Raw genomic sequence first — 21,394 nt, 5'->3', positions numbered from 1 at the left:
TCATCAAATTAGACGGTAGAAATCAGAGGTAGAAAGGCCATCGCATCAGATCATGTGATTTGATATGTCAAAACCTATGAAAAAGTACGGTCGCACCTATCATCTACCTATTTCGCCCGGGGCTACAAATGACGACAAAATCATGCCGTCAATTGAGCACTTGCAGGTCTCAGATCTTGTGATCACCGAAAAGATGGATGGCGAAAACACCACCATTCATCGCAATGGCACCCATGCACGAAGCCCAGACAGCAAGTACCACTCTTCGCGCGATTGGCTGCAAGCTTTTGCCGCAGGGATCTCATTCAATTTGGCACCAAACGAACGCATCGTTGGCGAGAACCTGTATGCAAGGCACTCTATCTCCTACACGGAACTGCCATCTTATTTTCTAGGGTTTGCGCTCATTGTTGATAACGAAATTCAAAGCTGGAGCGAAACGCTTAGCCGGTTCTCGGACTTAGGCATCGCCCCTGTTAAAACGCTTTATCGCGGTGCTTTTTATGACGGTCTATTTGAAGAAATTGCCCGAAACCTAGACCAGAATACGCAAGAAGGGTTTGTGGTTCGTTCCGCCAACGCATTTCTAGAAAGCCAAATGCCAACATACATGGGCAAATACGTCAGGGCGGGGCATGTCCAAAGTGAAGTTCATTGGACCAGAACAGAGTTGGTTCCGAACAGCTTGAAAAACTAATTTCTCTCAAATTATCTACCTAAACGTTCCTAAGTGGCTCATCAGGTTGCTTTTCTCAGCAGCCGATCGTCCGCTCTAAAAGTGCCCAAAATGCACTCATCTTGACAAAATGACATCAAAATCCTATTTTAAATTCATTCCTGACAGGAGCATCCCCATGTCTGTACAAATGTCTTTGCGTGTTGACCCGAACCTCAAGGCCCATCTCGCCAAACTGGCAGAGCTGCGGAAGATGACGGTCAATAAGCTCATCGTGCAGGCGCTGGACCAGTTTGTCACAAAGGAATCCCACGCCTTGGAGGCTGAGCTTGAGGCCTCCCTTGCGCAGTTGCGCCAGTACCGCGCCGCCGACCCGGATTTTGAACAGGCCATCGAAGCGGTGGTCGCCGCCGAACGTTCCACCGAGGAGGACCCCGCACAAGGGGAACTTCTGACGGATGAGCCGCAAGAGGCCACGTCCCTTGTGCGCGGACTGCTCAGTGCCTGATTGGGACGCTGACAGCGACCAACTGACAGAAAACCTGCAACATGCCTACCGCGCATCGCGCGATGCCGCCTTCGCGCGCAAACAGCCGACCCTGCAAATGGCCAGAGATTGGCATGCCAGAACTCTGGAGGGCCTCACTGTCCCTGACGCGGTTCTCTCCCAACTCTCGGTTACAGCAGAGGCGCTCTCCGGACGTTTTCGAGGCGAGACTGGGCTGACGCACTGTGAGGTCGGCATTGGCGTTCACAGGGGAACACCGGCCTTTTTGGTGCGTGAGGAGCTGGCGCGCTTTGAAGAGCGCATTCAAAGCGCCACTACGGCACTGGACGCGCTCATTCCCCAGGGCGATGCGCCCAACACAGGCGACCTGCTTAACGCCGTTCTCGAGCTCTGCGCTTGGGTGCATGCCGAATGGGTGCGCATTCATCCCTTTGCAAATGGCAACGGCCGCACCGCGCGGATCTGGAGCGGGTTCATCGCCATGCGTTATGGCCTGCCACCCTTCGTTCGGCTCAGACCCCGACCAGATGACGGCTACGGCGCCGCATGTGACGCCGCCATGACCGGCGACTGGGCCCCAACGGCCCAGGTCTTCCGACGCATGTATCTTGAAACGGTCAACTGACAGCCACATCCGCACGCGCAGCGCACAGCACTGGGTTGGCGGGGGTCAAACACCCACCGTCCGCCGCACCTCAGCCGCAACTTCCGCCGCATGGGTAATCGCCCCCATATGCCCCGCGCCAGCAACAGTCGCCCGCCGCCCGTTCTGCACTTGCGCTGCGACATAATCGCAGGCCGGTTTCATAATCGCCGGCGACAGCGCACCGTCCATCACAACAACCGGCACCTCGATCTGCCCAAGGCGCGGCATGATATCGCCCACGTCATGCAGCACATCAAGCTGACTGGCGACCACAAAGGACATCAGCCCGGCAAACTGCGCGCGCGTGGCCTCCGGCAGGGCCGCCCAGGGGCGTCCATCACCCCATTCCTCCACAAACAGCCGCACCGCACCCTCAGAGTCCCCGGCCTCATAAAGCGCAATGACCCGCTCCATATGGGCATGGTTCTCAGCCACCGCCTCCGGAGCCTCGGCCTGCGCGCCCAGCATGGTCACCGGTTCATAAAGCGAGAGCGAGCGCACCAGATCAGGGCGCAACAGCGCCAGCCGCAGACCCAGCAGCCCGCCATAGCTGTGCCCGATCACATCCACAGGCTCGGTGATCTGATCAAGGATCGCATCCAGCATCCATTGCCCGGCCGGGATCTCCTCGCGGTAGGCCACACTGCGCCCGTGCCCCGGCATATCCGGAGCCTCAAGCGTCAGCACATCCCCCAGTGCCTCGGCAATACCGCGAAACGCGCCGGAATGCCCAAGGTTGCAATGCAGCGCCAGCGCTTTCCTCGGCCCCTGCCCCAGCACACGCCAATAGAGGCCGTGATCTGCGGCCTCTGCTTTCCCGTCCAGTGCCATTTGTCAGAGCTTACCGGCCAGATGCATATCAAGCTCCTCAATCCGGTCCTGCCCCCAGAACCGCGCACCATCGTCGGTGATGTAGAACGGCGCGCCAAAGGCTCCGGCCTCCACCGCCTCTTCCAGATTGCGCGCATAGGTCTCAGCGCCGACCAGCATGCCGCTGTCCGCCAGCGCCGGATCAAAGCCTGCCGCGCTCAGACAATCGCGGATCACGTCATCCTGTGCGATGTCTTTCTCCTCCGCCCAGCAGGCCCGGGTGAAGCCATGCGCCAGCGCGCCCAGATCACCGCCACCGGCATTCTGTGCCGCGATGAAAGCATAAGAGGACGGCGCCATATTGGTCGGCCAATGCGCGGGCTTGAGGTTGAAATCCATGCCCAGCTTCTTGCCCTGACGCACCAGCTCCTGCGCGCGGTACTCCTGACGGCTGGCGTGCCGATCCTTGGGCGCCGTGCCCCCGGTGCGCGCAAACAGCGCCATAATATCCAGCGGCTTATAGACAATTTCCGCCCCGTGTTTGGCCGCAACCTCCTCCAGACGGGTGCCTGCCAAATAGGTATAAGGAGAAATTGTCGAGAAATAATAGGTGATCGTGGCCATTTGCGCCCCTCTATCCATCTGCATCGCTTTGCGAGACGTTAGGGCCATGTTAAGCGGAGTGCAATGTCACGAATCTGTCACCAAAGCCACCTAGGGACCTCCGCGCTATGGCAAACATTCTCGAACCCAAACTGATCACTGGCAACGCCAACAAACCGCTTGCCAACGCGATTGCGCGGCGCATGACCATGCACCGGGGCTCTGCGATGGATCTGGTCAACGCCCGCGTTGAGCGATTCAATGACGCCGAAATCTTTGTCGAAGTCTACGACAACGTGCGCGGCGAAGACATGTTCATCATCCAGTCCACGTCCAATCCGGCCAACGACAACCTGATGGAACTGCTGATCATGGCCGATGCCCTGCGCCGCTCCTCGGCCGCCCGCATCACCGCCGTGATCCCTTACTTCGGCTACGCTCGTCAGGACCGCCGCACCAAGGCACGCACGCCGATCACCGCCAAGCTTGTCGCAAACATGATGGTCGAAGCGGGCATCGAGCGCGTGCTCACCATGGATCTGCACGCCGCGCAGATTCAGGGCTTCTTTGACATCCCGGTGGACAACCTCTACGCCTCCCCGATCTTTGCGCTCGACATCATGTCCCAGTTCAAAGACACGCTCTCTGACGTGATGATCATCTCCCCTGACGTGGGCGGCGTGGCCCGCGCGCGTGAGCTGGCCAAGCGCATCAACGCCCCGCTCGCCATCGTCGACAAACGCCGCGAGAAGCCGGGCGAAGTCGCGGAGATGACCGTGATCGGCAATGTCGAAGGCAAGAAATGTATCATCGTGGACGACATCTGCGACACCGCAGGCACGCTCTGTAAAGCCGCCGAAGTGCTGATGGAGCACGGCGCCACCGAGGTCCACAGCTACATCTCCCACGGTGTTCTGTCCGGCCCCGCGATTGAGCGCATCACCAACTCCGTGATGAAGTCTCTGGTGATCACCGACAGCATCGAGCCCACCGAAGCCGTGCTCGGCGCCAGCAACATCCGCATCGTGCCCACCGCACCGATGTTTGCCCAAGCCATCATGAACACCGCCGCAGGCACCTCGGTGAGCTCTCTGTTTGAGACCGAGACTCTGGAGCCTGCCTATGAGGGTCTGTTTAAGGCCTGATCTGAGGCGAAAGCGTTAGAATAGAGAAAGCCCCGGCGGATGCGTCGGGGCTTTTTAGGTTCTCGTGTTAGGAGCGAGGAAAACGACCTATAACCTGTTGATAAACCAATCTTCCCCATGCTGCTTCATGTTCTTCAGCAGCGATCGCTTTTCAGCAGTAGAAAGTGCGGCATGGTCTCTAACCGCTGTGAAAATCGCTCTTTGTACAAATGGCGGCACATTTCCAAAGACTTCAATCGCGAGCTTTCTTAAGCGAGAACGATCTAAGCATGGAGCCCCAAGTGCAATGGCTTCCCTGAAAAAGAGCTTGTTGTCTGTCTGAAGGTGAGAGTCCACAATTCTCTCTACAAACTTTGGTTCCAAAAACTTCGGATGCGAAGCAACTCTGATCACGGGCACTTGAAGTGGATAAGCCGTTTGAGACCAAGGAAAGCAATCAAAAATTGCTCCTTTTATCTCAGCACACTTTTTGTGATCAAACCTTTCTGCCTCTTTAACCAACGCGTCGCAAATATAGAAGATGGCAGTAATTTTCTCCTCAATGAGCTTTTGCAAGATCTCAACATCTTGGTCGGCGTAGACAAAGTACTTAACCGCTAGCTTAATATGTTGCTCTAGGGTTGCATCGGTGGCTTCAATTAGACCAGCGAAAATCTCCTGCTTTGGTGTATTGACTATCTTGCTCAGCGCTTCTTTGCCCGGCTCACGGTAAAAACGCGAGATAGAAGTTACACCGCTAACCCTAACCGCCTTTCTGACTTCAATCTTTTCATCTAAGTCAATCTGCTCATGCTCGCCTCCGGCAAAGCTGTTCGCCAACGCAGCCACTTCTTCGGGGTCTGCAATCTCAAATATACTTGTTTTTCGACTGTTTAGAGAGAGCCCCTCATCAGCTAGCAAAGAAGTCAAAGTCTCAACAGCCTTCAGAGCATCGAGCCGCGTTTCCGCGAAAATTCTATAGTCGTCAACATAGCGCACAAATTGCAGTCCAGAGTCCTTCATTTTTAGATCGACATCTAGAAGGACCGCTTCTGATAGAATTCTACTAGCATCAGAGCCGACGGGCACTCCGTAGCTTCTTCTATCGCCTGCCCAAAAGAAAAGCATCTCACGGATCAGCGAAACATATTTTTCGTCACAACCAATATCTCTTAGGTGATTTTCTAGGGTGTGGTTTCCTATCCTATCAAAGAAGTTCGAAATATCTGTGACGACCTTCCACTGCCCAACTCTTTCCCTAGACAGCAATGAAGATCTGGCTCGAAAACTGTCATACCCAAACTCTGGATCAAATATTTGGTCATGACGCTCCGACATACGATGTGAGTGCACCCAGCCGTCTGCTTTTGGCAAACGGGACCTTTCGATCGGTTCAAAAACCATCAAAGAAACTGCGAGGTATTTGACTGCGTCGAAAGGATCGAGCCACGCGACCTCCCTAAAGGTATGCTGATCCTTCGTTACCAATCCACGACGAGTAGGACCCACGCGCTCGTTATTTAGATCCGCTGCCCTTAAAAATCTCAGTGCTTCGCGCTTCGCGTCTCTCCTAAAATCTACCTGATGACTTTCTATGAGAAGGCTTTCGGCTGACTTCGAAAAAATCGGCGGTCGGAATACATCATCGCTGCCCTTTTCTACAATACGCTCTATCGCAAGATCGACAGCGCGCTCCATCTTCTCAAATTCTGGTCTGTTCAAAGAACTGCTCATTCAAATTTGTTTGAGCAAACATAGCCCTCAACCTGCGATCAATCAACTAAAGCAAGAGGTGGGAACTTCGCCTTTCACGTCATTGCAAACACCCGTCGGTCGGTCGAGACAGCCGCCTGACCAACCGAGAAAAATATAATTCCCTAGGTTTTCCTACCCCACCGTCCCAAAGCAACATATTCAAGAATCGCAAACCTCCGCGATAACGACGCAATACAGACGCGATACCGACGTGCGATTCAGGTGTTGCGTTCGGCTTTTTCCTCGAGCGTCAGCCACTCTTCCTCGGCTTCCGCAAGCGCCGTTTGACGTTCCACCAACGCCTCTGTCGCCTTCTGGAATTTCACCGGTTCTTTGGTGAACAGCTCCGGATCCGCCATGAATTCTTCCAGCTTCGCGATCTCCGCTTCCAGCCGTTCCATGATCCCCGGCAGCGCCTCAAGGCGGTGCTTTTCGGTAAAGCTCAGCCCTGCTGCCGGCGCTTTTTCCTGCTTCACCTTCTCCGCTTTAGCTTTTGTTTTTTCGGCCTTTTTCGGCGCATCTTCCTGCCGCTGCGCTCGGTAATCCGACCAGCCCCCGGCATAGGTTACAGCCCGGCCATTGCCTTCCATCGCGATGGTTGTGGTGGCCACGCGGTCCAGAAAATCCCGGTCGTGGCTGACCAAAAGCACGGTGCCGTCATAGTCATCCAGCAGCTCCTGCAAAAGATCCAGCGTCTCCACATCAAGGTCGTTTGTCGGCTCGTCCATGACCAGAAGATTGCTCTCTTTGGCCATCAATTTTGCGAGCAGCAACCGCGCCTTTTCACCACCGGAAAGCGACCGCACCGGCGCTCTTGCTTGGCGATCATCAAACAGAAATTCTTTAAGGTATCCAACAACATGCTTGGGGTTGCCGCGCACCATCACCTGATCCGCCTTGCCCGAAACCCGCATCTCGGGGTCGCCGGTCAGACTGTCCCATAGGGTCATTTCAGGGTCCAGTTTCGCACGCGCCTGATCAAACACCGCAGGCAGCAGATTGGTGCCCAAAGTCACCGTCCCGGCGTCCGGCTCCAGCTCCCCCATCAGCATCTTGATCAGCGTGGTTTTGCCCACACCATTTGGCCCCACAAAGGCCACCCGATCCCCGCGCTGCACCGTCAGAGAGAAGTCCGACACAATGGCTTTGTCGCCAAATCCTTTGGACAAGCCCTTGGCATCAATCACCTTTTTTCCAGACTTTGGTGCCGCCGACAGCTCCATCGCCGCAGAGCCCTGCCGCGAGATCATCGAGGCACGCTCTGCCCGCAGATCCTTCAGCGCCCGCACACGGCCCTGATTGCGTTTACGCCGCGCACTGATGCCTTCCACCGCCCAACGCGCCTCGGCTTTGATCTTGCGATCCATTTTGTGGCGCTGGATGTCTTCTTCTTCCCAAACCTTGTCGCGCCAAGCCTCAAACGCCTCAAAGCCTTTCTCCTGACGCCGCACCATTCCCCTGTCAATCCAAAGGGTTGCACGGGTCAGAGCACGCAGAAACGCGCGGTCGTGGCTGATCAGAACATAGCCCGCGCGGGTCGCTTTCAGCTCCGCCTCAAGCCAGGCAATTGCCTCGATATCAAGGTGGTTTGTCGGCTCATCCAGCAGCATCAACTCCGGGGCCTCAGCCATCAGTCGCGCCAAAGCTGCCCGCCGCCGCTCCCCGCCAGAGGCAGTTTCGACCGCGCGCGCCGGATCAAACTTGAGACCTTCACCGGCCCGCTCAACCTTGTACATCTCCCCCGGATCAAGGCTTGCCGAAGCGAAATCCCCAAGCGTCGCAAACCCTTTCATATCAGGGTCTTGCTCCATGTAGCCCACGCTGATGCCCGGCGGCACAACGATCTCTCCGCGGTCCGCTTCAACCAGCCCGGCCATCACCTTCATCAAGGTAGATTTGCCCGACCCGTTGCGCCCGACCAGCGCCACCCGATCGCCGGGCTGCACCACAAGGCTCAGCTGATTAAAAACCGGATCTCCGCCAAAGGTCAGGGAGATATCGCTCATCTGCAAAAGAGGTATACGTGCCATGACAAAAGCGCCTAGCCCGCAAATGAAACCCCGTCAACCTTCACCGGGCCGAGTTCGAGCTTATGCCGTCAGCGCCCGCAGCAAGCGTTTGCGCGCCGGCGGAATCGCTTTAATCTCAACACCGGTAAACACATGCAGCGTATTCATTTTTTCATCCACCACGGCATGATCGCTGACCCAGCCCCCCATCATCAGATAGCTGCGCAACATGGGTGGCATGTGCCGCTGCGCGAGTTTGAGATTCGGCCTGTGGCGCAGCCGCGTGGCAAAGCGAAACACGCTAGGTGCCTTGACCTTGGGAAGCCACCTTTTGGGTGCAAGGTGACGGTCTCTGAGCATGGCAAAGCTGTCGAGGTAATTGTTGGCATCCGTACCTGAGAAAGACGCACAACCAAAGAGAAGTTCGACATTGTTTTCATCGACATAGGCGGTCATCGCCGCCCAAGCGAGGCGCAGCACATCGGGGTCATGCACCTCAGGATGCATACAGAACCGCCCCATTTCCACCATGCGGCCCTGATACTCATGCAGGGCGCTCAGCTCATAATACTGCGCGGCATAACTCCGCCCGATATCGGCCCCACCGGTAAGCGGCAACATCCTGAAAACACAGACCAAACGCCCGCTCGAGCACTCCTCAATCAGGTAGTGTGTGCAGATTGGATCAAAGTCGTCGCAGTCCAGAGCATCTGCTGTCCCGTGAAACGCCAGATGCCTCAGCCGCTGCGCCGCCTGCAAATCCTTTTCGCTGGCGGCGATCCGCACCTGATAACGGCCTTGTTGCAGCATCTTCTTGCCTATGGGCTGGTCCCGAATGCGATGTGTTTAGCAGACCGCCGGTGACAGCCAAATGACATACGCCCGACGGTTTTGCCTCAAGGACTTAGAAGTCACCCGAACCCGGAGCTGGCGCGCCAATTGGCGAGAAGTTTCCGAGGTTTGCCCCCAGCTGTCGCAATAGGCCACCGGACTGGATGTTGTTGTCGGTGATACGTCGCGACAACGGCACGACCTGCCCGTCCTCCAACGCATATTGCTCAATGTTGCGTGCGATTCCGTTGCCGTCAAAACCAATGGCGACGATCTGGCGTTCCACCACTTCCGGCCGACGCGGGCCAAAGTGCTTCACGCGGCTGCGCACATAGAGATAGCCGCTGTCGTTCAAAACACCGGAGGCTGACGGCGGGCCAAAGGTCTCTGCAATGGAATCGCGGGTATCCACACCAAGCGTGATCGAAGCCAGCTCTTCATCAGAAGGCACATAGCCGTGATTTCTGTATCGCGTCGCACAGGAGGCCAGAGACAAAATCACCGCCCCCATGACCGTCACTTTGATCATCGTCTTGCGCGTGTTCATCTTTGTCCTCTTGTGTTGGCTCGTCTTGCCTTTTATCTCGCTTATAGAAGGAATGCGCGCGGTTCAAGAATGTAAGCGCGTTGGATCACTCCAGACCAAAGTCAGAAACCATGTCACAAACCGTGCCCTCTTCCACCACATTTCGTGTGGCGGACCTCCCGCAAAATCGCGCCACGCCGTTTGAGCTGCGCCCCGATCCTCAAACACTTGAGGCCATTGCCAAAGAGCTTGATTTGATAGGGCTCAAAAAGCTGGTCTTTAAAGGCGAGATCCACGCCTTTGGCAAAAACGACTGGGAGCTTGTGGCCGACCTTGGGGCAACTGTCGTCCAGCCCTGCGTAGTGTCTCTGGATCCTGTGACTTCACGAATAGATGAAGAGATCGAGCGCCGCTTCCTCGCCCAGATGCCAGAATTGGTTGCTGAAGACGAAGAAGTTGAGATGCCTGAGGACGAAGACGCCGAACCGCTTGGCAGCACCATTGATGTCTTTGCGGTCATGCAGGAAGCCTTGGCGCTGAATGTCCCGCAGTTTCCGCGCGCTGCTGGCGCAGAACTGCAAGATGCCGTCTTTACCGAAGCGGGGAAAAAGGCGATGACAGACGAAGATGCACGCCCCTTTGCTGGCTTGGCGGCCCTGCGGGACCAACTGTCGGCAAAAGACGACGAATAGGGCTTGCGTTGTGGGAAAATCGCAGTATTTTCGCGCGCTCATTCGAATTTAGCGTTGGACTCGGGCGCGCTTATTGCGTAGAGGCTCAGGACGCTCAGGAAAACGGGCAACTTGCCCCAGTAAATCAAAGGTTGCGACATGGCTGTCCAGCAGAACAAAGTATCTAAATCGCGCCGCAACAACCGCCGTGCACACGACGCCCTGGTTGCAGCGAACCCTAACGAATGCCCAAACTGCGGCGAGCTGAAGCGCCCTCACCACGTGTGCGCATCCTGCGGCCACTACGACGACCGTGAAGTCGTTGCGATGGTTGAAGACGTCGATCTGGACGAAGACGCAGCATAAACAACAGGATCTGCGTCCTCATGGCCGGTTTGACTACATCAGCAAACCCCGTTGGCGGGCGCACGGTGATCTCAGTTGACGCCATGGGTGGCGATCGCGGGCCGGCAGCTGTTGTTGCCGGCATTTCGCTGTCTGCGAACAAAAACCCGGATATTGCTTTCATTCTGCACGGCCCTGAAGCCGAGCTGAAACCTTTGATTGCGCGCAAACGCAATCTCGAAGGGCGCGTGGAGATTCGCGATGTCTCCGGTGCGGTTGCAATGGAAGACAAGCCGCGCGACGTGATACGGCGCGGGAAATCCACCTCCATGTGGTCCGCCATCGAATCGGTGCGCTCCGGCGAAGCCGATGCCGTGGTCAGCTGCGGCAACACCGGCGCGCTTATGATGCTCTCCGTTGTCCGCCTGCGCAAAATTCTCGGGGTGGACCGCCCGGCCATCGCTATTCTTTGGCCATCCCGCGCCCCGCAGGGCTTCAACATCATGCTCGACGCCGGTGCGGACATCAGCGCGGATGAACATGACCTGCTGCAATATGCCCTGATGGGGGCCTCCTACGCGCGCAATGGCATGGAGCTTCAACGCCCCCGTGTTGGCCTGCTGAATGTCGGCACAGAAGAACACAAAGGGCGCAACGAGCTCAAGCTCGCGCACGACCTGATCGCGCGCAATGCTGAGATCGCGAATTATGATTTTGTCGGTTTTGTAGAAGGCAATGACATTCCGGCAGATAAGGCCGACGTGATTGTCACAGATGGCTTCACAGGCAATGTGGCGCTTAAGACTGGCGAAGGCACCGCGGGGCTTATTGGCGCCCGTCTGCGTGAGGCATTCAAGTATTCGCCCCTTTCGCGTCTCGCGGCTCTGATGGCCTACACCTCCCTTAATCGCCTCAACAAACGCATCGACCCGCGTCGCGTAAATGGCGGTGTGTTCCTTGGTCTCAACGGAACCGTCGTGAAATCACATGGCTCCTCTGATGCCACCGGTGTTTCCTCCGCGGTAAAGCTAGCGTTCAAACTCGCGCAATCAGGCTTCTCTGAAAAGCTCGCCGCGCGGGTTGCATCTGCGGTTTCCCTGCCGCAAGATGCCGAGAACTCAAGCGAATAACTATAATATAGCAAGGCTCACAGATGACGACACGCGCCGTGGTTTTGGGTATAGGCCACTACTTGCCCGAACGGGTCGTTCCAAACGCCGAGTTTGAAAAAACCCTCGACACGACCGACGAATGGATTCGTACGCGCTCAGGCATTGAGCGCCGCCATTTTGCGGCAGATGGTCAAACCACCTCTGATCTTGGCAGCCTCGCCGCCAAAGCAGCGCTGCAAAATGCCGGGCTGGAGGCCGATGATCTTGATGCGATTGTTGTGGCCACCTCCACTCCTGATCTGACATTCCCGTCTGTTGCCACCATGGTGCAGCAGAAAATCGGCATGACTCGCGGCTTTGGGTTTGACGTTCAGGCGGTTTGCGCCGGGTTTGTCTATGCGCTGACAAACGCCAATGCGCTGATTGTTTCTGGCCAGGCCAAACGTGTGATGGTGATCGGTGCTGAAACCTTCAGCCGGATCATGGATTGGACAGACCGCGCCACTTGCGTGCTTTTTGGGGACGGCGCAGGCGCGCTTATTCTCGAAGCGCAAGAAGGCGAAGGCACATCCTCTGATCGCGGCATTCTGAGCGCTGATCTGAATTCCGATGGCCGCTATCGCGATATGCTGTATGTCGACGGCGGGGTCTCCACCTCAGGTGACTCCGGAAAACTGCGCATGCAGGGCAACGCGCTCTTCCGTCAGGCGGTCGAGAAGCTCGCCTTTACAGCGCAAACTGCGCTCGACAAGATCAATCTGGGCCATGATGACGTCGCCTGGATCGTACCGCATCAGGCCAATATCCGGATCATTCAAGGCACCGCAAAAAAGCTCGGCATCCCGATGGAACGCGTGATTGTCACCGTTCAGGACCACGGCAACACGTCTGCGGCCTCCATTCCGCTTGCGCTTTCCGTTGGTGTTGCCGACGGCAAAATCAAACCCGGTGACCTGCTCGTAACCGAAGCTATTGGCGGTGGTTTGGCTTGGGGATCGGTGGCGCTTCGTTGGTAAGCATTGCCGCCTAAGCCTTTGGTGCACATCAAAGTTAAACGGGGCTGGCACAGCCCAAATCATTGACTTATAAATTCCCATGCCTCTATGTTTTTTGAGAGCGTTATTCACAAGGGGGACTGCATGACTGGAAAGACATTGACCCGGATGGACCTGAGCGAAGCCGTGTTTCGCGAAGTGGGCCTTTCCCGAAATGATTCCGCGCAACTCGTAGAGAGTGTTCTGGCACATATGTCCGATGCACTGGTCCGTGGCGAACAGGTGAAGATCTCTTCGTTCGGCACCTTCAGCGTCCGCGACAAGGCCGCGCGCGTTGGCCGCAACCCCAAAACCGGTGAGGAAGTGCCGATCAACCCGCGTCGCGTGCTGACCTTCCGCCCGTCTCACCTGATGAAAGACCGCGTCGCGGCAGGCAATAAGAAATAAAGCGAGTTACATCCCATGGCGAAATCCCGGGAGGCCTTTCGCACAATCAGCGAAGTGGCCGATTGGCTTGATGTCCAAACCCATGTTCTTCGGTTCTGGGAAAGCAAATTCTCGCAGGTGAAACCTGTCAAACGTGCCGGTGGTCGACGCTATTATCGACCGCAGGATATGGAGTTGCTGGGCGGTATCAAAAAGCTTTTGCACGAAGATGGCATGCCCATCAAAGACGCGCAGAAGCTCATTCGCGAAATGGGTGTCAAACACGTTTCTTCGCTGTCTCAGCCAATTGACGAGCCAAGCAAGTCCCCTGCCAAGGCAGATATCGAAGCGACGCCGGAACCGGTGGCGACTGAGACGGACGTAGCACCATCTCCTGAGAAGGAGTTTACCCCCTCTGAAAAGGCCGAAGCGCCAGCCTTTGAGCCCCAAGAAGAGCTCGAAGATGCGCCACTGCCAGAAGCTCCTGAAACAGAATTGACTGGCACAGAAGAGCAAGAGATCTCACAAGACGAGATTGCTGCTCCTGTGGCTGCAGGCGCAGATGATCCGGAAACCCCGGCTCTCTTTGAGCCAGAAGAGCTTCCAAACACGGTCGGAACGGACACCGCTGACGCGGAGATGAGCTTTGAGCCAACGCCAAGTGCTGGTAACGACACGCCAGCCTCCGCCCCAACCGCCAGCAACTCAACGGATAGTGCGCACACCGCCACCATTGGCGATCTCTTTGCGTCTTTGGACGCAGCATCGGCAGAACAAGAGCTCGACTCTTTGGTAGAGACAGAAACGCCTGAGCCTGCGACAGCCTCCTCCGCGCCAACGGATGTAGAAGCGGATTTCACTGTCGAGGACACGCTTGATGCTGATTTCTCACCTGAGAGCGATGAAACGCCTGCGCTGACCGAGACGGATAGCGCTGCTGAGTTCACGCTTGAAACAAGCCCGACCGACATGCCGGAACCGGCGTTTAAGCCGGCAGTTAGCGAAACATCAGAAACGACTGCCCCTGCCGCTTCTTCTCCGGAACAGGCTGCTCCGTTTGCTGCAGACACAGCTCAGGCTGTTGATGCGTCTGCCGAGAATGAGACTTCCGCACCAGAACAGACAGCACCTGCGACGCCTGAAGATATGCCTTCAGCAGACGTAGTTCAGCCCGTCAGTGCAGAGGAAGGCCAGCCTGTCGAGGCAGAAACAACTGGCATGACAATTGAACAGGAGGAAAGCCAGGATGCCTTCCTTTCCGTGTTCACCAAACAGGTGCGTGTGGCGCCAGAAAATCAAAGCCGCGCCGCTGAACTTTTGGCGCGCCTTGAGGCATTGCACGCCAAAGCAAGCTAATCCGGAAGGGCGCGAAAAAGTTGCAATTTTTGACTTGCTCCCGCCCGCAATTCCGTTATGAACAGCCCATCGTCGGGCTATGGCGCAGCCTGGTAGCGCGTCCGTCTGGGGGACGGAAGGTCGCAGGTTCGAGTCCTGCTAGCCCGACCATTCAAAACCGCCCGTGTGCCGCAAGGCCCGGGCGTTTTGTATATCCGGAAGGACCATTATGACCGGCGTATTGCCCAGCCAAACCATTGAAACCATGCTGACAAACGGCGAAATTCGCGTGTCAGAACCGGTCGTTGAAGGCCAGGTCCAACCTGCATCGCTTGATCTGCGTCTTGGCAATGTTGCCTACCGCGTGCGCGCGTCATTCTTGGCCGGACAGGGCCGCACGGTGGCCGAACGTCTCAGCGAATTTGAGATGCACCGTATCGACCTCTCAGATGGCGCGGTGTTGGAAAAGGGCTGCGTTTATGTCGTTCCCCTGATGGAAGCACTCAACCTCCCCGAAGATGTTCAAGCTGTTGCCAATGCCAAAAGCTCAACCGGCCGATTGGACCTGCTGACCCGCACCATCACGGATGGCGGCACGGAATTTGACCGCATCGCTGCCGGTTACAAAGGACCCCTTTATGCCGAGATCTGCCCACGCAGCTTTTCGGTGCTCGTGCGCCCCGGAATGCGCCTCAACCAGATCCGCTTCCGAGCTGGACAAAGCCTGCTAAGCGACGCCGACCTGCGTGTTTTGCATGGGCGCAGCCCACTGGTGGACGGCGAGGCTGTGATTGACGACGGTCTTGGCTTTTCTGTCGACCTCAAACCCGCAGACGGCACCCTTGTTGGCTATCGTGCCAAGCCGCACACGGGCGTGATTGATCTGGAAAACATCGGGCATTACGACCCGTCCGAATATTGGGAAGAGCTGCACAGCTCTGACGGAAAGATCATTCTCGATCCCGGCGCGTTCTACATTCTGGTGAGCCGTGAAGCCGTACACATCCCGCCGGCTTATGCTGCGGAGATGGCTCCGTTCCTGGCAATGGTTGGTGAATTCCGCGTGCACTACGCGGGCTTCTTTGATCCGGGGTTCGGCCACGCTGAAGCTGGCGGAACAGGGTCACGGGGCGTGTTGGAAGTGCGCTGCCACGAGGCTCCCTTTGTGCTGGAACATGGCCAGGTGGTCGGTCGCTTGGTCTATGAGCGCATGGCAGACGTGCCAGAACAGCTATATGGCGCTGGCATTGCGTCCAACTATCAGGGTCAGGGCCTGAAACTCAGCAAACATTTCAAGGCAGCGTAACACAGACGCTGCCATTGGCACCTAGAAGCGGTTCAGCCGACGCATCGCGCGCATGGCTTGTTTCGCCTGCTTGCTCCCTTGCGGGTTCACCTGTGACCCCTGCCCTTCGTCACCATCCGCGCGCGGGTATTTCTGGGACTTGCCACGCGATTTGGACATGGCATCAAAGCCTGCGTTGATCCCGCCATTCACCAGCCGCCGCACAACCTGACGGATGACCATATTGATAAGTTGGTTCGCGTTCATTTTGCGCGCTCCCTGCTGCCTCATGCGGAATGTATACCAAGATTGCGCCGAATTTAAGGCCCGCGCTCCCTGTTGTCGGGATTGTGTTTAATCCTCAAAGAGTTCGGATTGGCCTGTGACGGCCTCTTCGTCCTCATCATCGCCTGTAGAAACACCCAACGGGATGGTGCCCGGCGGCGGACGATTCTCCAAAAGCCCCGCGGCACGCAGCTCTTTCAACCCGGGCAGATCGCGCGCACTGGAGAGGCCAAAATGATCCAGAAATTCAGGCGTCACCACAAAGGTCACCGGACGTCCCGGGGTCATCTTACGACGCCCTAAACGGATCCATTCCATTTCCAGCAACTGATCGACCGTGCCCCGGCTCACGCTCACGCCCCGGATCTCTTCTATCTCGGCACGGGTCACGGGCTGATGGTAAGCGATAATGGCAAGTGTTTCGATCGCTGCACGTGACAGCTTGCGCGTCTCAACGGTTTCTTTTTGCAGCAAAAAACTCAGATCAGGCGCTGTCCGCATGGCCCAAGCGTCGCCCACCTTGACCACACGCACGCCGCGCCCCTCATAGCGCTTGCGCAGATGCACCAGTGCCTCCGCTGCATCACAGCCATGGGGCATGCGGTCGTTCATTTCCTTGACGCTCACAGGCTCCGTGCTGGCAAAGAGGATCGCTTCACACATGCGTTCCTGCTCCGCAATGGGAGGGGCCTCAAACAGGCTTTCCTCCTGCACGGGCCTTTCTTTGTGCACAGCCTCAGCCTCTGCCCCGGCATCAATATTGGCGGCGTTGTCGGTCTCAGTCATCCCTGTCGTCTCTCCTGCGCACTTCTATGGGCGCAAAGGTCTCGCTTTGCCGGATAAACACCTTACCCTCCTTGGCCAGCTCCAAAGAGGCCGCAAATGTCGCTGCCGTGGCCGAACGCCGTTTCTTCGGATCGTTCTCCCACCCAGTTGGCAAGTAGCTCAGAATATCCGTCCAAGCGCCAGCAAAGCCGATCAGCCCTCGCATACGCTCAAGGGCTTCTTCCATCGTAAAGACGGATTCGCGATCCATCACAAATGGGCGGAACTCATCTTTGGTTTTGAGCCGCGCATATCCCTGCATGAGATCAAGCAGCGTGGCCGTGAATGTCACTTTGCGCACGCGCTCCACGCTCTCTGGAATGCCGCGCGCAAAGAAGTCCCGGCCCAATCTGTCACGCGCCATGAGCTTGGCCGCCGCATCACGCATCGCTTGCAGGCGTTCCAGCTGAAACGCCAGGTGCGCGGCGAGTTCTTCGCCCGAAGGGCCCTCTTCTGTGGGATCAGGGGGAAGCAGCAACCGCGACTTCAGAAAGGCGAGCCAGGCCGCCATCACCAGATAATCTGCGGCGAGCTCCAACCGCAAACGCTTGGCCCGCTCCACAAAATCAAGATATTGCTGCGCCAGCTCCAGAATAGAGATCTTGCGCAGATCCACCTTCTGCGTGCGCGACAGCGTCAACAAAAGGTCCAATGGCCCTTCAAAACCATCGACATCCACAATCAGAGCCTCAGCCGCCATACGCTCAGCGACAGTCATCTCCCCCGTGTCATCGGGTCCGGTGTCTTCGATGTCAGTGTCGGCCATTCACTTGCCCGTTCAGAACGCTTTAAGTTCCTCGGCAAGCGCTTCAATGTCAACAGGTTGTGGCACGCGCTTGATCGCCAGAACGGCCTCGGCCCGCGCCTGCGCCGCATCACTCATCTCTCCGCAAGCTTCTGCAACGGCCTGTCGATCCGCAAAGCTGCCGTTACAGTGTAGAACCGCGTCACAGCCAGCCGCCAGCGAAGCAATAGACCGCGCGGTGACCGTGCCGCTCAAGGCTTCCATGCCGATGTCATCGGTCATGATCAGACCGCCAAAGCCGATGTCCTCACGGATCATCTGCATTGCCTTGGCAGAGGTGGTTGCAGGGGCATCATCAACCGCATCAAACACGATATGCGCTGTCATGCCCATCGGCAGGTCATTCAGCGCCCGAAAGGGGGCGAAATCGGCCTCAAGCTCTTTGCGCGGAGCTGTCACGCGGGGAAGGTCCAAGTGGCTGTCCACAAAGGCGCGGCCATGGCCCGGCATATGTTTGATCACCGGCAAGACACCGCCATCCAGCAAGCCATCGGCAACCGCGCGTCCGATCTCAGCAACTTTCGCGCTGTCATCGCCATAACAGCGGTTCTGCAGGAATTTATGGGTTTCGGGGCGTGCGACATCCAACATGGGGGCGCAGTTGCTATCAATCCCAAGGCCCCGCAGTTCATGCGCAATCATGCGGTAGCGCAGATACATCGCACGGGCCGCATTCTCACCGACCTGTGCCACTTGCTCCAAAGGCGGCAGCCATTCCGTTGCCATAGGCGCACGAATGCGCTGCACGCGCCCGCCCTCCTGATCAATGGTGATCGGCGCATCATGATCGACACAGGCGCGTAGATCATCACACAGCGCCCGCACTTGATCCGCAGTGTCGATATTACGCGCAAACAGAATAAAGCCAAAAGGCCGCGTCTCGCGAAAGAGCGCTTTCTCCTCCGCCGTTACGCGCAGCCCTTCACAGCCGGAAATGACCGCACCAAACCGGCTCACCGGGTGGTCACCGGAATACAGTCCGCGTTCTCAGCTTTCAGAGCGGAACACAGACGACGTGCATCACTAACGTTTTCAAAACCCATGGCGCGCAGCCGGTAAAAAACGCGGCCTCCGCTGCTGGCTTTCTGGATCACGCGGGTCTTGTCGCCCAGATACGGCTCAAAACGGCTCTGAAGGCGGGCCCATTCAGCGCTCGCAATTTCTGCGGTTTCATAGGCACCAAGCTGGACAAGACGTGTCCCTGCAGGAATATCTTCCGGATCGATGGATTTCAGCACGCTGCCCACAGCGGCATCAATCGCGGCAATCTGCTGTTGTCGCGGAGAGGCTGACAAGCCTGCAGGGCGCAACACGGGCCGCAAGGAGCGCTTGATCCCACCTTGGATCTCGGGTTTGGGCGCCTCAGTTTCTGGCGCGATCTCGCTCTCGGCTTCGATCACATTCAGCGACGCGGGGATGGCCTGTGCCTCAGCCGCTTCGGTGCCGCTCAAAGGTGTTGCTCCGGCAGAGAGCTGCGCAGCAAGCTCTTCAACCGACAAAGGTATGCTCACATCCAAAGCCGCAGGAGCGACGATTGGAGCGGTATCAGCAAGCGCCAACGTGTCCGTTTCCACAGCTGGCGGTGACACACGCGTGGCCGGTTGCTCTGCGGCCGGAGCCGTCGCAGTGGCCGCGCCAGACACAACCCGGTCTCTTTCGGTCAATGCGATCGGCGGGGGCGCAACAATCACCTGATCAGCGGGACCGGCCGCGCCACCATCCGCCGCAACCTCGTTGACCATCAAACCCTGATGGCCCGCCTGACGCCCGCCCGGATCCTCGGGCTGAATACGCATCGGCCCTTCCAGCGCGCGCACCACAGGCACGCCGCTCACATCCCGAGAAAGAATTTGGTAGCCCCAGACGCAGGTGCCAAGCACAAGCGCTGCCGAAACAAACATACCCGCGCGGTTGACCAAAAGGGCCGCATTCGGGGAGTCGCCGTTGGGCGCGCCAGGCGCACCCATTGGAATTTCTGCCATTTTCGCCTCACTGCCCGCGCGCGCTCTCGTAAGCGATACGGTGTCGCCGGGGTCGTCTTGCCTAGTCCTCAACCCCGACGAACGTGCAGTTTCAGCGCATCTCTTGCGCCGGAGTTACGCCAAGAATACCAAGACCGGCGGAAATAACAACGGCCACGGCACGTGCCAGTGCAATTTTTGCTTGGCTTGTGGCCGCATCGCCCTCTTGCACGAAACGCAGCGAGGTATCCTCATTGCCTTTGTAGTAGAGCGCGTGGAGTTCTCCAGCCAATTCATAGAGATAGAAGGCAATGCGGTGCGGCTCATTTGTGCGCCCCGCAATCTCAACAAGACGTGGCCATTCAGCAATCTTTTTGGCCACACCAATCTCTGCATCATGGCCGAGCTTGCTCAGTTCAGCGCCAGCCAGCGTGGCATCGTCTGCTGCAATGCCAGCAGATGCAGCATTCTTCAGAACCGAACACACCCGCGCATGGGCGTATTGCACATAGAACACCGGATTGTCCTTGGACTGCTCCAGCACCTTGTCAAAATCAAAGTCCAGCGGCGCATCGTTTTTGCGGGTCAGCATCACAAAGCGGGTCACATCAGGCCCAACCTGATCCACAACGTCGCGCAGGGTGATGAACGTCCCTGCCCGCTTGGACATCTTGAACGGCTCACCGTTTTTGAAGAGCTTCACCAGCTGAGTCAGCTTGATATCGAGAGGTACATTGCCATCCGACAGAGCCGAAACCGCAGCCTTCATGCGCTTGACATAGCCGCCATGGTCCGCGCCAAAGACATCGATCAGCGCGTCAAAGCCACGGGTGACCTTGTCATAGTGATAGGCGATATCGGGCGCGAAATAGGTCCAGCTGCCGTCAGATTTCTTCACCGGACGGTCGACATCGTCGCCATGGTCGGTGGAGCGGAACAGGGTCTGCTCACGTGGTTCCCAGTCTTCGGGTTTTTTGCCCTTTGGTGGCTCCAGCACACCTTCATAGATCAGGCCTTTGCCCTCAAGCTCCGCCAAAGCGCTCTCAATCCGGCCGGTGCCATAAAGCGACTTTTCCGAGTAGAACTTATCCATGGTCACGCCCAGCGCCTTCAGGTCAGCGCGGATCAGATCCATCATGGCTTCCGTGGCATACTCACGAATTTCGGCAAGCCAAACGTCTTCGCCTTTGTCGAGATAGGCATCGCCCACCTTTTCTTTCAGCGCTTCTCCAACCGGGATCAGATAGTCACCGGGATAGGTGCCATCTTCAAACGCCACTTCTTGCCCGTGCGCTTCCTGATAACGCAGGTACACAGAGCGCGCGAGCACATCGACCTGCGCGCCGCCGTCGTTGATGTAATATTCGCGCGTCACGTCAAAGCCGACAAAATCCAGAAGGCTCGCCAGCGCGTCACCAAAGACCGCGCCGCGGGTGTGCCCCACGTGCAGTGGCCCGGTTGGGTTTGCAGAGACATACTCTACATTGACTTTCTTGCCCGCGCCCATAGTAGAGCGGCCAAAGTCATTGCCGCCTTCCAGCGCGGCTTTCACCACGTTCTGCCAGAGCACCGGCGCGAGGCGCAGGTTCAAAAAGCCGGGGCCGGCAACCTCTGCCACGTCGACACGTGCATCTTCCGCGAGCTTACCCGCCAGCGTATCGGCAATGTCGCGCGGTTTCATCTTGGCAGGTTTGGCCAGCACCATCGCAGCGTTGGTGGCCATATCGCCATGCAGCGCATCACGCGGCGGCTCAACGGCCACGTTTTTAAAGTCCAGCCCTTCAGGCAGTGCGCCCTCGGCTTGCATCGCTTCCAGCGCGTCAATCACCAGCGCGCGGATCTCGGAAAACAGGTTCATCAG

23 protein-coding genes and 1 tRNA gene are annotated in these 21,394 nt (G+C 57.3%); 12 read left to right on the top strand and 12 right to left on the bottom strand.

The annotated features are described in order from the left end of the window. Window positions 1–64 precede the first annotated feature (64 nt). From J7399_RS14975 to J7399_RS14965, 3 genes are all read left to right on the top strand, one after another. The gene (locus J7399_RS14975; RefSeq protein WP_247742907.1) at window positions 65–697 is read left to right on the top strand and encodes an RNA ligase family protein; all 633 of its coding nucleotides are present in this window, start codon (window positions 65–67) and stop codon (window positions 695–697) included. A gap of 157 nt (window positions 698–854) precedes the next feature. Continuing rightward, window positions 855–1,184 (top strand): hypothetical protein, encoded by a 330-nt coding sequence (locus J7399_RS14970; RefSeq protein WP_209079195.1) that lies wholly within the window; start codon window positions 855–857, stop codon window positions 1,182–1,184. Next, entirely contained in the window at window positions 1,177–1,809 is a 633-nt protein-coding gene (locus J7399_RS14965; protein WP_209087191.1) for a Fic family protein, read from the top strand. Before J7399_RS14970 ends, J7399_RS14965 begins: the two co-directional genes overlap by 8 nt. Before the next feature lie 45 nt (window positions 1,810–1,854). On the opposite strand, the gene J7399_RS14960 is transcribed toward J7399_RS14965, so the two are convergent. Further along, window positions 1,855–2,661 (bottom strand): alpha/beta hydrolase, encoded by an 807-nt coding sequence (locus tag J7399_RS14960; protein ID WP_209087189.1) that lies wholly within the window; start codon window positions 2,659–2,661, stop codon window positions 1,855–1,857. Window positions 2,662–2,664: 3 nt separating this feature from the next. Further along, window positions 2,665–3,264: a 2-hydroxychromene-2-carboxylate isomerase gene (locus J7399_RS14955; protein WP_209087187.1), complete on the bottom strand. Its 600-nt coding sequence runs from the start codon at window positions 3,262–3,264 to the stop codon at window positions 2,665–2,667. A gap of 107 nt (window positions 3,265–3,371) precedes the next feature. Between J7399_RS14955 and J7399_RS14950 the strand changes: the two genes are divergently transcribed. After that, window positions 3,372–4,388 carry a ribose-phosphate pyrophosphokinase gene (locus tag J7399_RS14950; protein ID WP_209087184.1) on the top strand — a complete coding sequence of 339 codons (1,017 nt, stop codon included), beginning with the start codon at window positions 3,372–3,374 and terminating at the stop codon, window positions 4,386–4,388. Window positions 4,389–4,475: 87 nt separating this feature from the next. On the opposite strand, the gene J7399_RS14945 is transcribed toward J7399_RS14950, so the two are convergent. From J7399_RS14945 to bamE, 4 genes are all read right to left on the bottom strand, one after another. After that, complete coding sequence (locus J7399_RS14945) at window positions 4,476–6,089, bottom strand: RNA-directed DNA polymerase (RefSeq protein ID WP_209087182.1); 1,614 nt, start codon at window positions 6,087–6,089, stop codon at window positions 4,476–4,478. A gap of 251 nt (window positions 6,090–6,340) precedes the next feature. Beyond that, window positions 6,341–8,152 (bottom strand): ATP-binding cassette domain-containing protein, encoded by a 1,812-nt coding sequence (locus tag J7399_RS14940; RefSeq protein ID WP_209087180.1) that lies wholly within the window; start codon window positions 8,150–8,152, stop codon window positions 6,341–6,343. Window positions 8,153–8,212: 60 nt separating this feature from the next. Then, window positions 8,213–8,941: a GNAT family N-acetyltransferase gene (locus tag J7399_RS14935; protein ID WP_209087178.1), complete on the bottom strand. Its 729-nt coding sequence runs from the start codon at window positions 8,939–8,941 to the stop codon at window positions 8,213–8,215. A gap of 94 nt (window positions 8,942–9,035) precedes the next feature. After that, window positions 9,036–9,509 carry an outer membrane protein assembly factor BamE gene (gene bamE / locus J7399_RS14930; RefSeq protein WP_209087176.1) on the bottom strand — a complete coding sequence of 158 codons (474 nt, stop codon included), beginning with the start codon at window positions 9,507–9,509 and terminating at the stop codon, window positions 9,036–9,038. Window positions 9,510–9,619: 110 nt separating this feature from the next. On the opposite strand from bamE, the gene J7399_RS14925 reads away from it, so the two are divergent. The 8 genes from J7399_RS14925 (at window position 9,620) to J7399_RS14890 (ending at window position 15,678) form a co-directional block, all read left to right on the top strand. Further along, complete coding sequence (locus J7399_RS14925; RefSeq protein ID WP_247742906.1) at window positions 9,620–10,180, top strand: DUF177 domain-containing protein; 561 nt, start codon at window positions 9,620–9,622, stop codon at window positions 10,178–10,180. A gap of 138 nt (window positions 10,181–10,318) precedes the next feature. Further along, on the top strand, window positions 10,319–10,525 hold the full coding sequence (rpmF, locus tag J7399_RS14920) for a 50S ribosomal protein L32 (RefSeq protein ID WP_058311355.1): 207 nt from the start codon (window positions 10,319–10,321) through the stop codon (window positions 10,523–10,525). 20 nt (window positions 10,526–10,545) lie between these two features. Then, entirely contained in the window at window positions 10,546–11,634 is a 1,089-nt protein-coding gene (gene plsX / locus J7399_RS14915; protein ID WP_209087174.1) for a phosphate acyltransferase PlsX, read from the top strand. 23 nt (window positions 11,635–11,657) lie between these two features. Beyond that, window positions 11,658–12,632 (top strand): beta-ketoacyl-ACP synthase III, encoded by a 975-nt coding sequence (locus tag J7399_RS14910; protein ID WP_209087172.1) that lies wholly within the window; start codon window positions 11,658–11,660, stop codon window positions 12,630–12,632. A gap of 123 nt (window positions 12,633–12,755) precedes the next feature. After that, window positions 12,756–13,058 (top strand): integration host factor subunit alpha, encoded by a 303-nt coding sequence (gene ihfA / locus J7399_RS14905; protein WP_209063326.1) that lies wholly within the window; start codon window positions 12,756–12,758, stop codon window positions 13,056–13,058. A 15-nt stretch (window positions 13,059–13,073) separates the two neighbouring features. Continuing rightward, on the top strand, window positions 13,074–14,393 hold the full coding sequence (locus J7399_RS20985; protein WP_247742905.1) for a MerR family transcriptional regulator: 1,320 nt from the start codon (window positions 13,074–13,076) through the stop codon (window positions 14,391–14,393). A 73-nt stretch (window positions 14,394–14,466) separates the two neighbouring features. Further along, window positions 14,467–14,543, top strand: a tRNA-Pro gene (locus J7399_RS14895). A 58-nt stretch (window positions 14,544–14,601) separates the two neighbouring features. After that, window positions 14,602–15,678, top strand: coding sequence for a 2'-deoxycytidine 5'-triphosphate deaminase (locus tag J7399_RS14890; protein WP_209087170.1), 1,077 nt, complete (start codon window positions 14,602–14,604; stop codon window positions 15,676–15,678). Between the two features lie 21 nt (window positions 15,679–15,699). Here the strand turns inward: J7399_RS14890 and J7399_RS14885 are convergent, their stop codons facing one another. The 6 genes from J7399_RS14885 to argS form a co-directional block, all read right to left on the bottom strand. Then, a complete protein-coding gene (locus J7399_RS14885; protein WP_209087168.1) occupies window positions 15,700–15,924 on the bottom strand; it encodes a hypothetical protein in 225 nt (74 codons plus the stop codon). An 87-nt stretch (window positions 15,925–16,011) separates the two neighbouring features. Further along, on the bottom strand, window positions 16,012–16,728 hold the full coding sequence (scpB, locus tag J7399_RS14880; protein ID WP_209087166.1) for an SMC-Scp complex subunit ScpB: 717 nt from the start codon (window positions 16,726–16,728) through the stop codon (window positions 16,012–16,014). Continuing rightward, window positions 16,721–17,533: a ScpA family protein gene (locus J7399_RS14875; protein WP_209063334.1), complete on the bottom strand. Its 813-nt coding sequence runs from the start codon at window positions 17,531–17,533 to the stop codon at window positions 16,721–16,723. The genes scpB and J7399_RS14875 overlap by 8 nt, the downstream gene beginning before the upstream one ends. Before the next feature lie 12 nt (window positions 17,534–17,545). Beyond that, on the bottom strand, window positions 17,546–18,529 hold the full coding sequence (nagZ, locus tag J7399_RS14870) for a beta-N-acetylhexosaminidase (RefSeq protein ID WP_209063336.1): 984 nt from the start codon (window positions 18,527–18,529) through the stop codon (window positions 17,546–17,548). Continuing rightward, window positions 18,526–19,554, bottom strand: coding sequence for an SPOR domain-containing protein (locus J7399_RS14865; RefSeq protein WP_209087164.1), 1,029 nt, complete (start codon window positions 19,552–19,554; stop codon window positions 18,526–18,528). The genes nagZ and J7399_RS14865 overlap by 4 nt, the downstream gene beginning before the upstream one ends. 91 nt (window positions 19,555–19,645) lie before the next feature. Next, the gene (gene argS / locus J7399_RS14860) at window positions 19,646–21,391 is read right to left on the bottom strand and encodes an arginine--tRNA ligase (RefSeq protein WP_209087162.1); all 1,746 of its coding nucleotides are present in this window, start codon (window positions 21,389–21,391) and stop codon (window positions 19,646–19,648) included. Window positions 21,392–21,394: the final 3 nt, after the last annotated feature.

Origin of the sequence: Shimia sp. R9_1, from assembly GCF_017743775.1 — a bacterium.
Lineage (GTDB): Bacteria > Pseudomonadota > Alphaproteobacteria > Rhodobacterales > Rhodobacteraceae > Shimia.
This window is presented reverse-complemented; position numbering and strand designations above follow the sequence as displayed.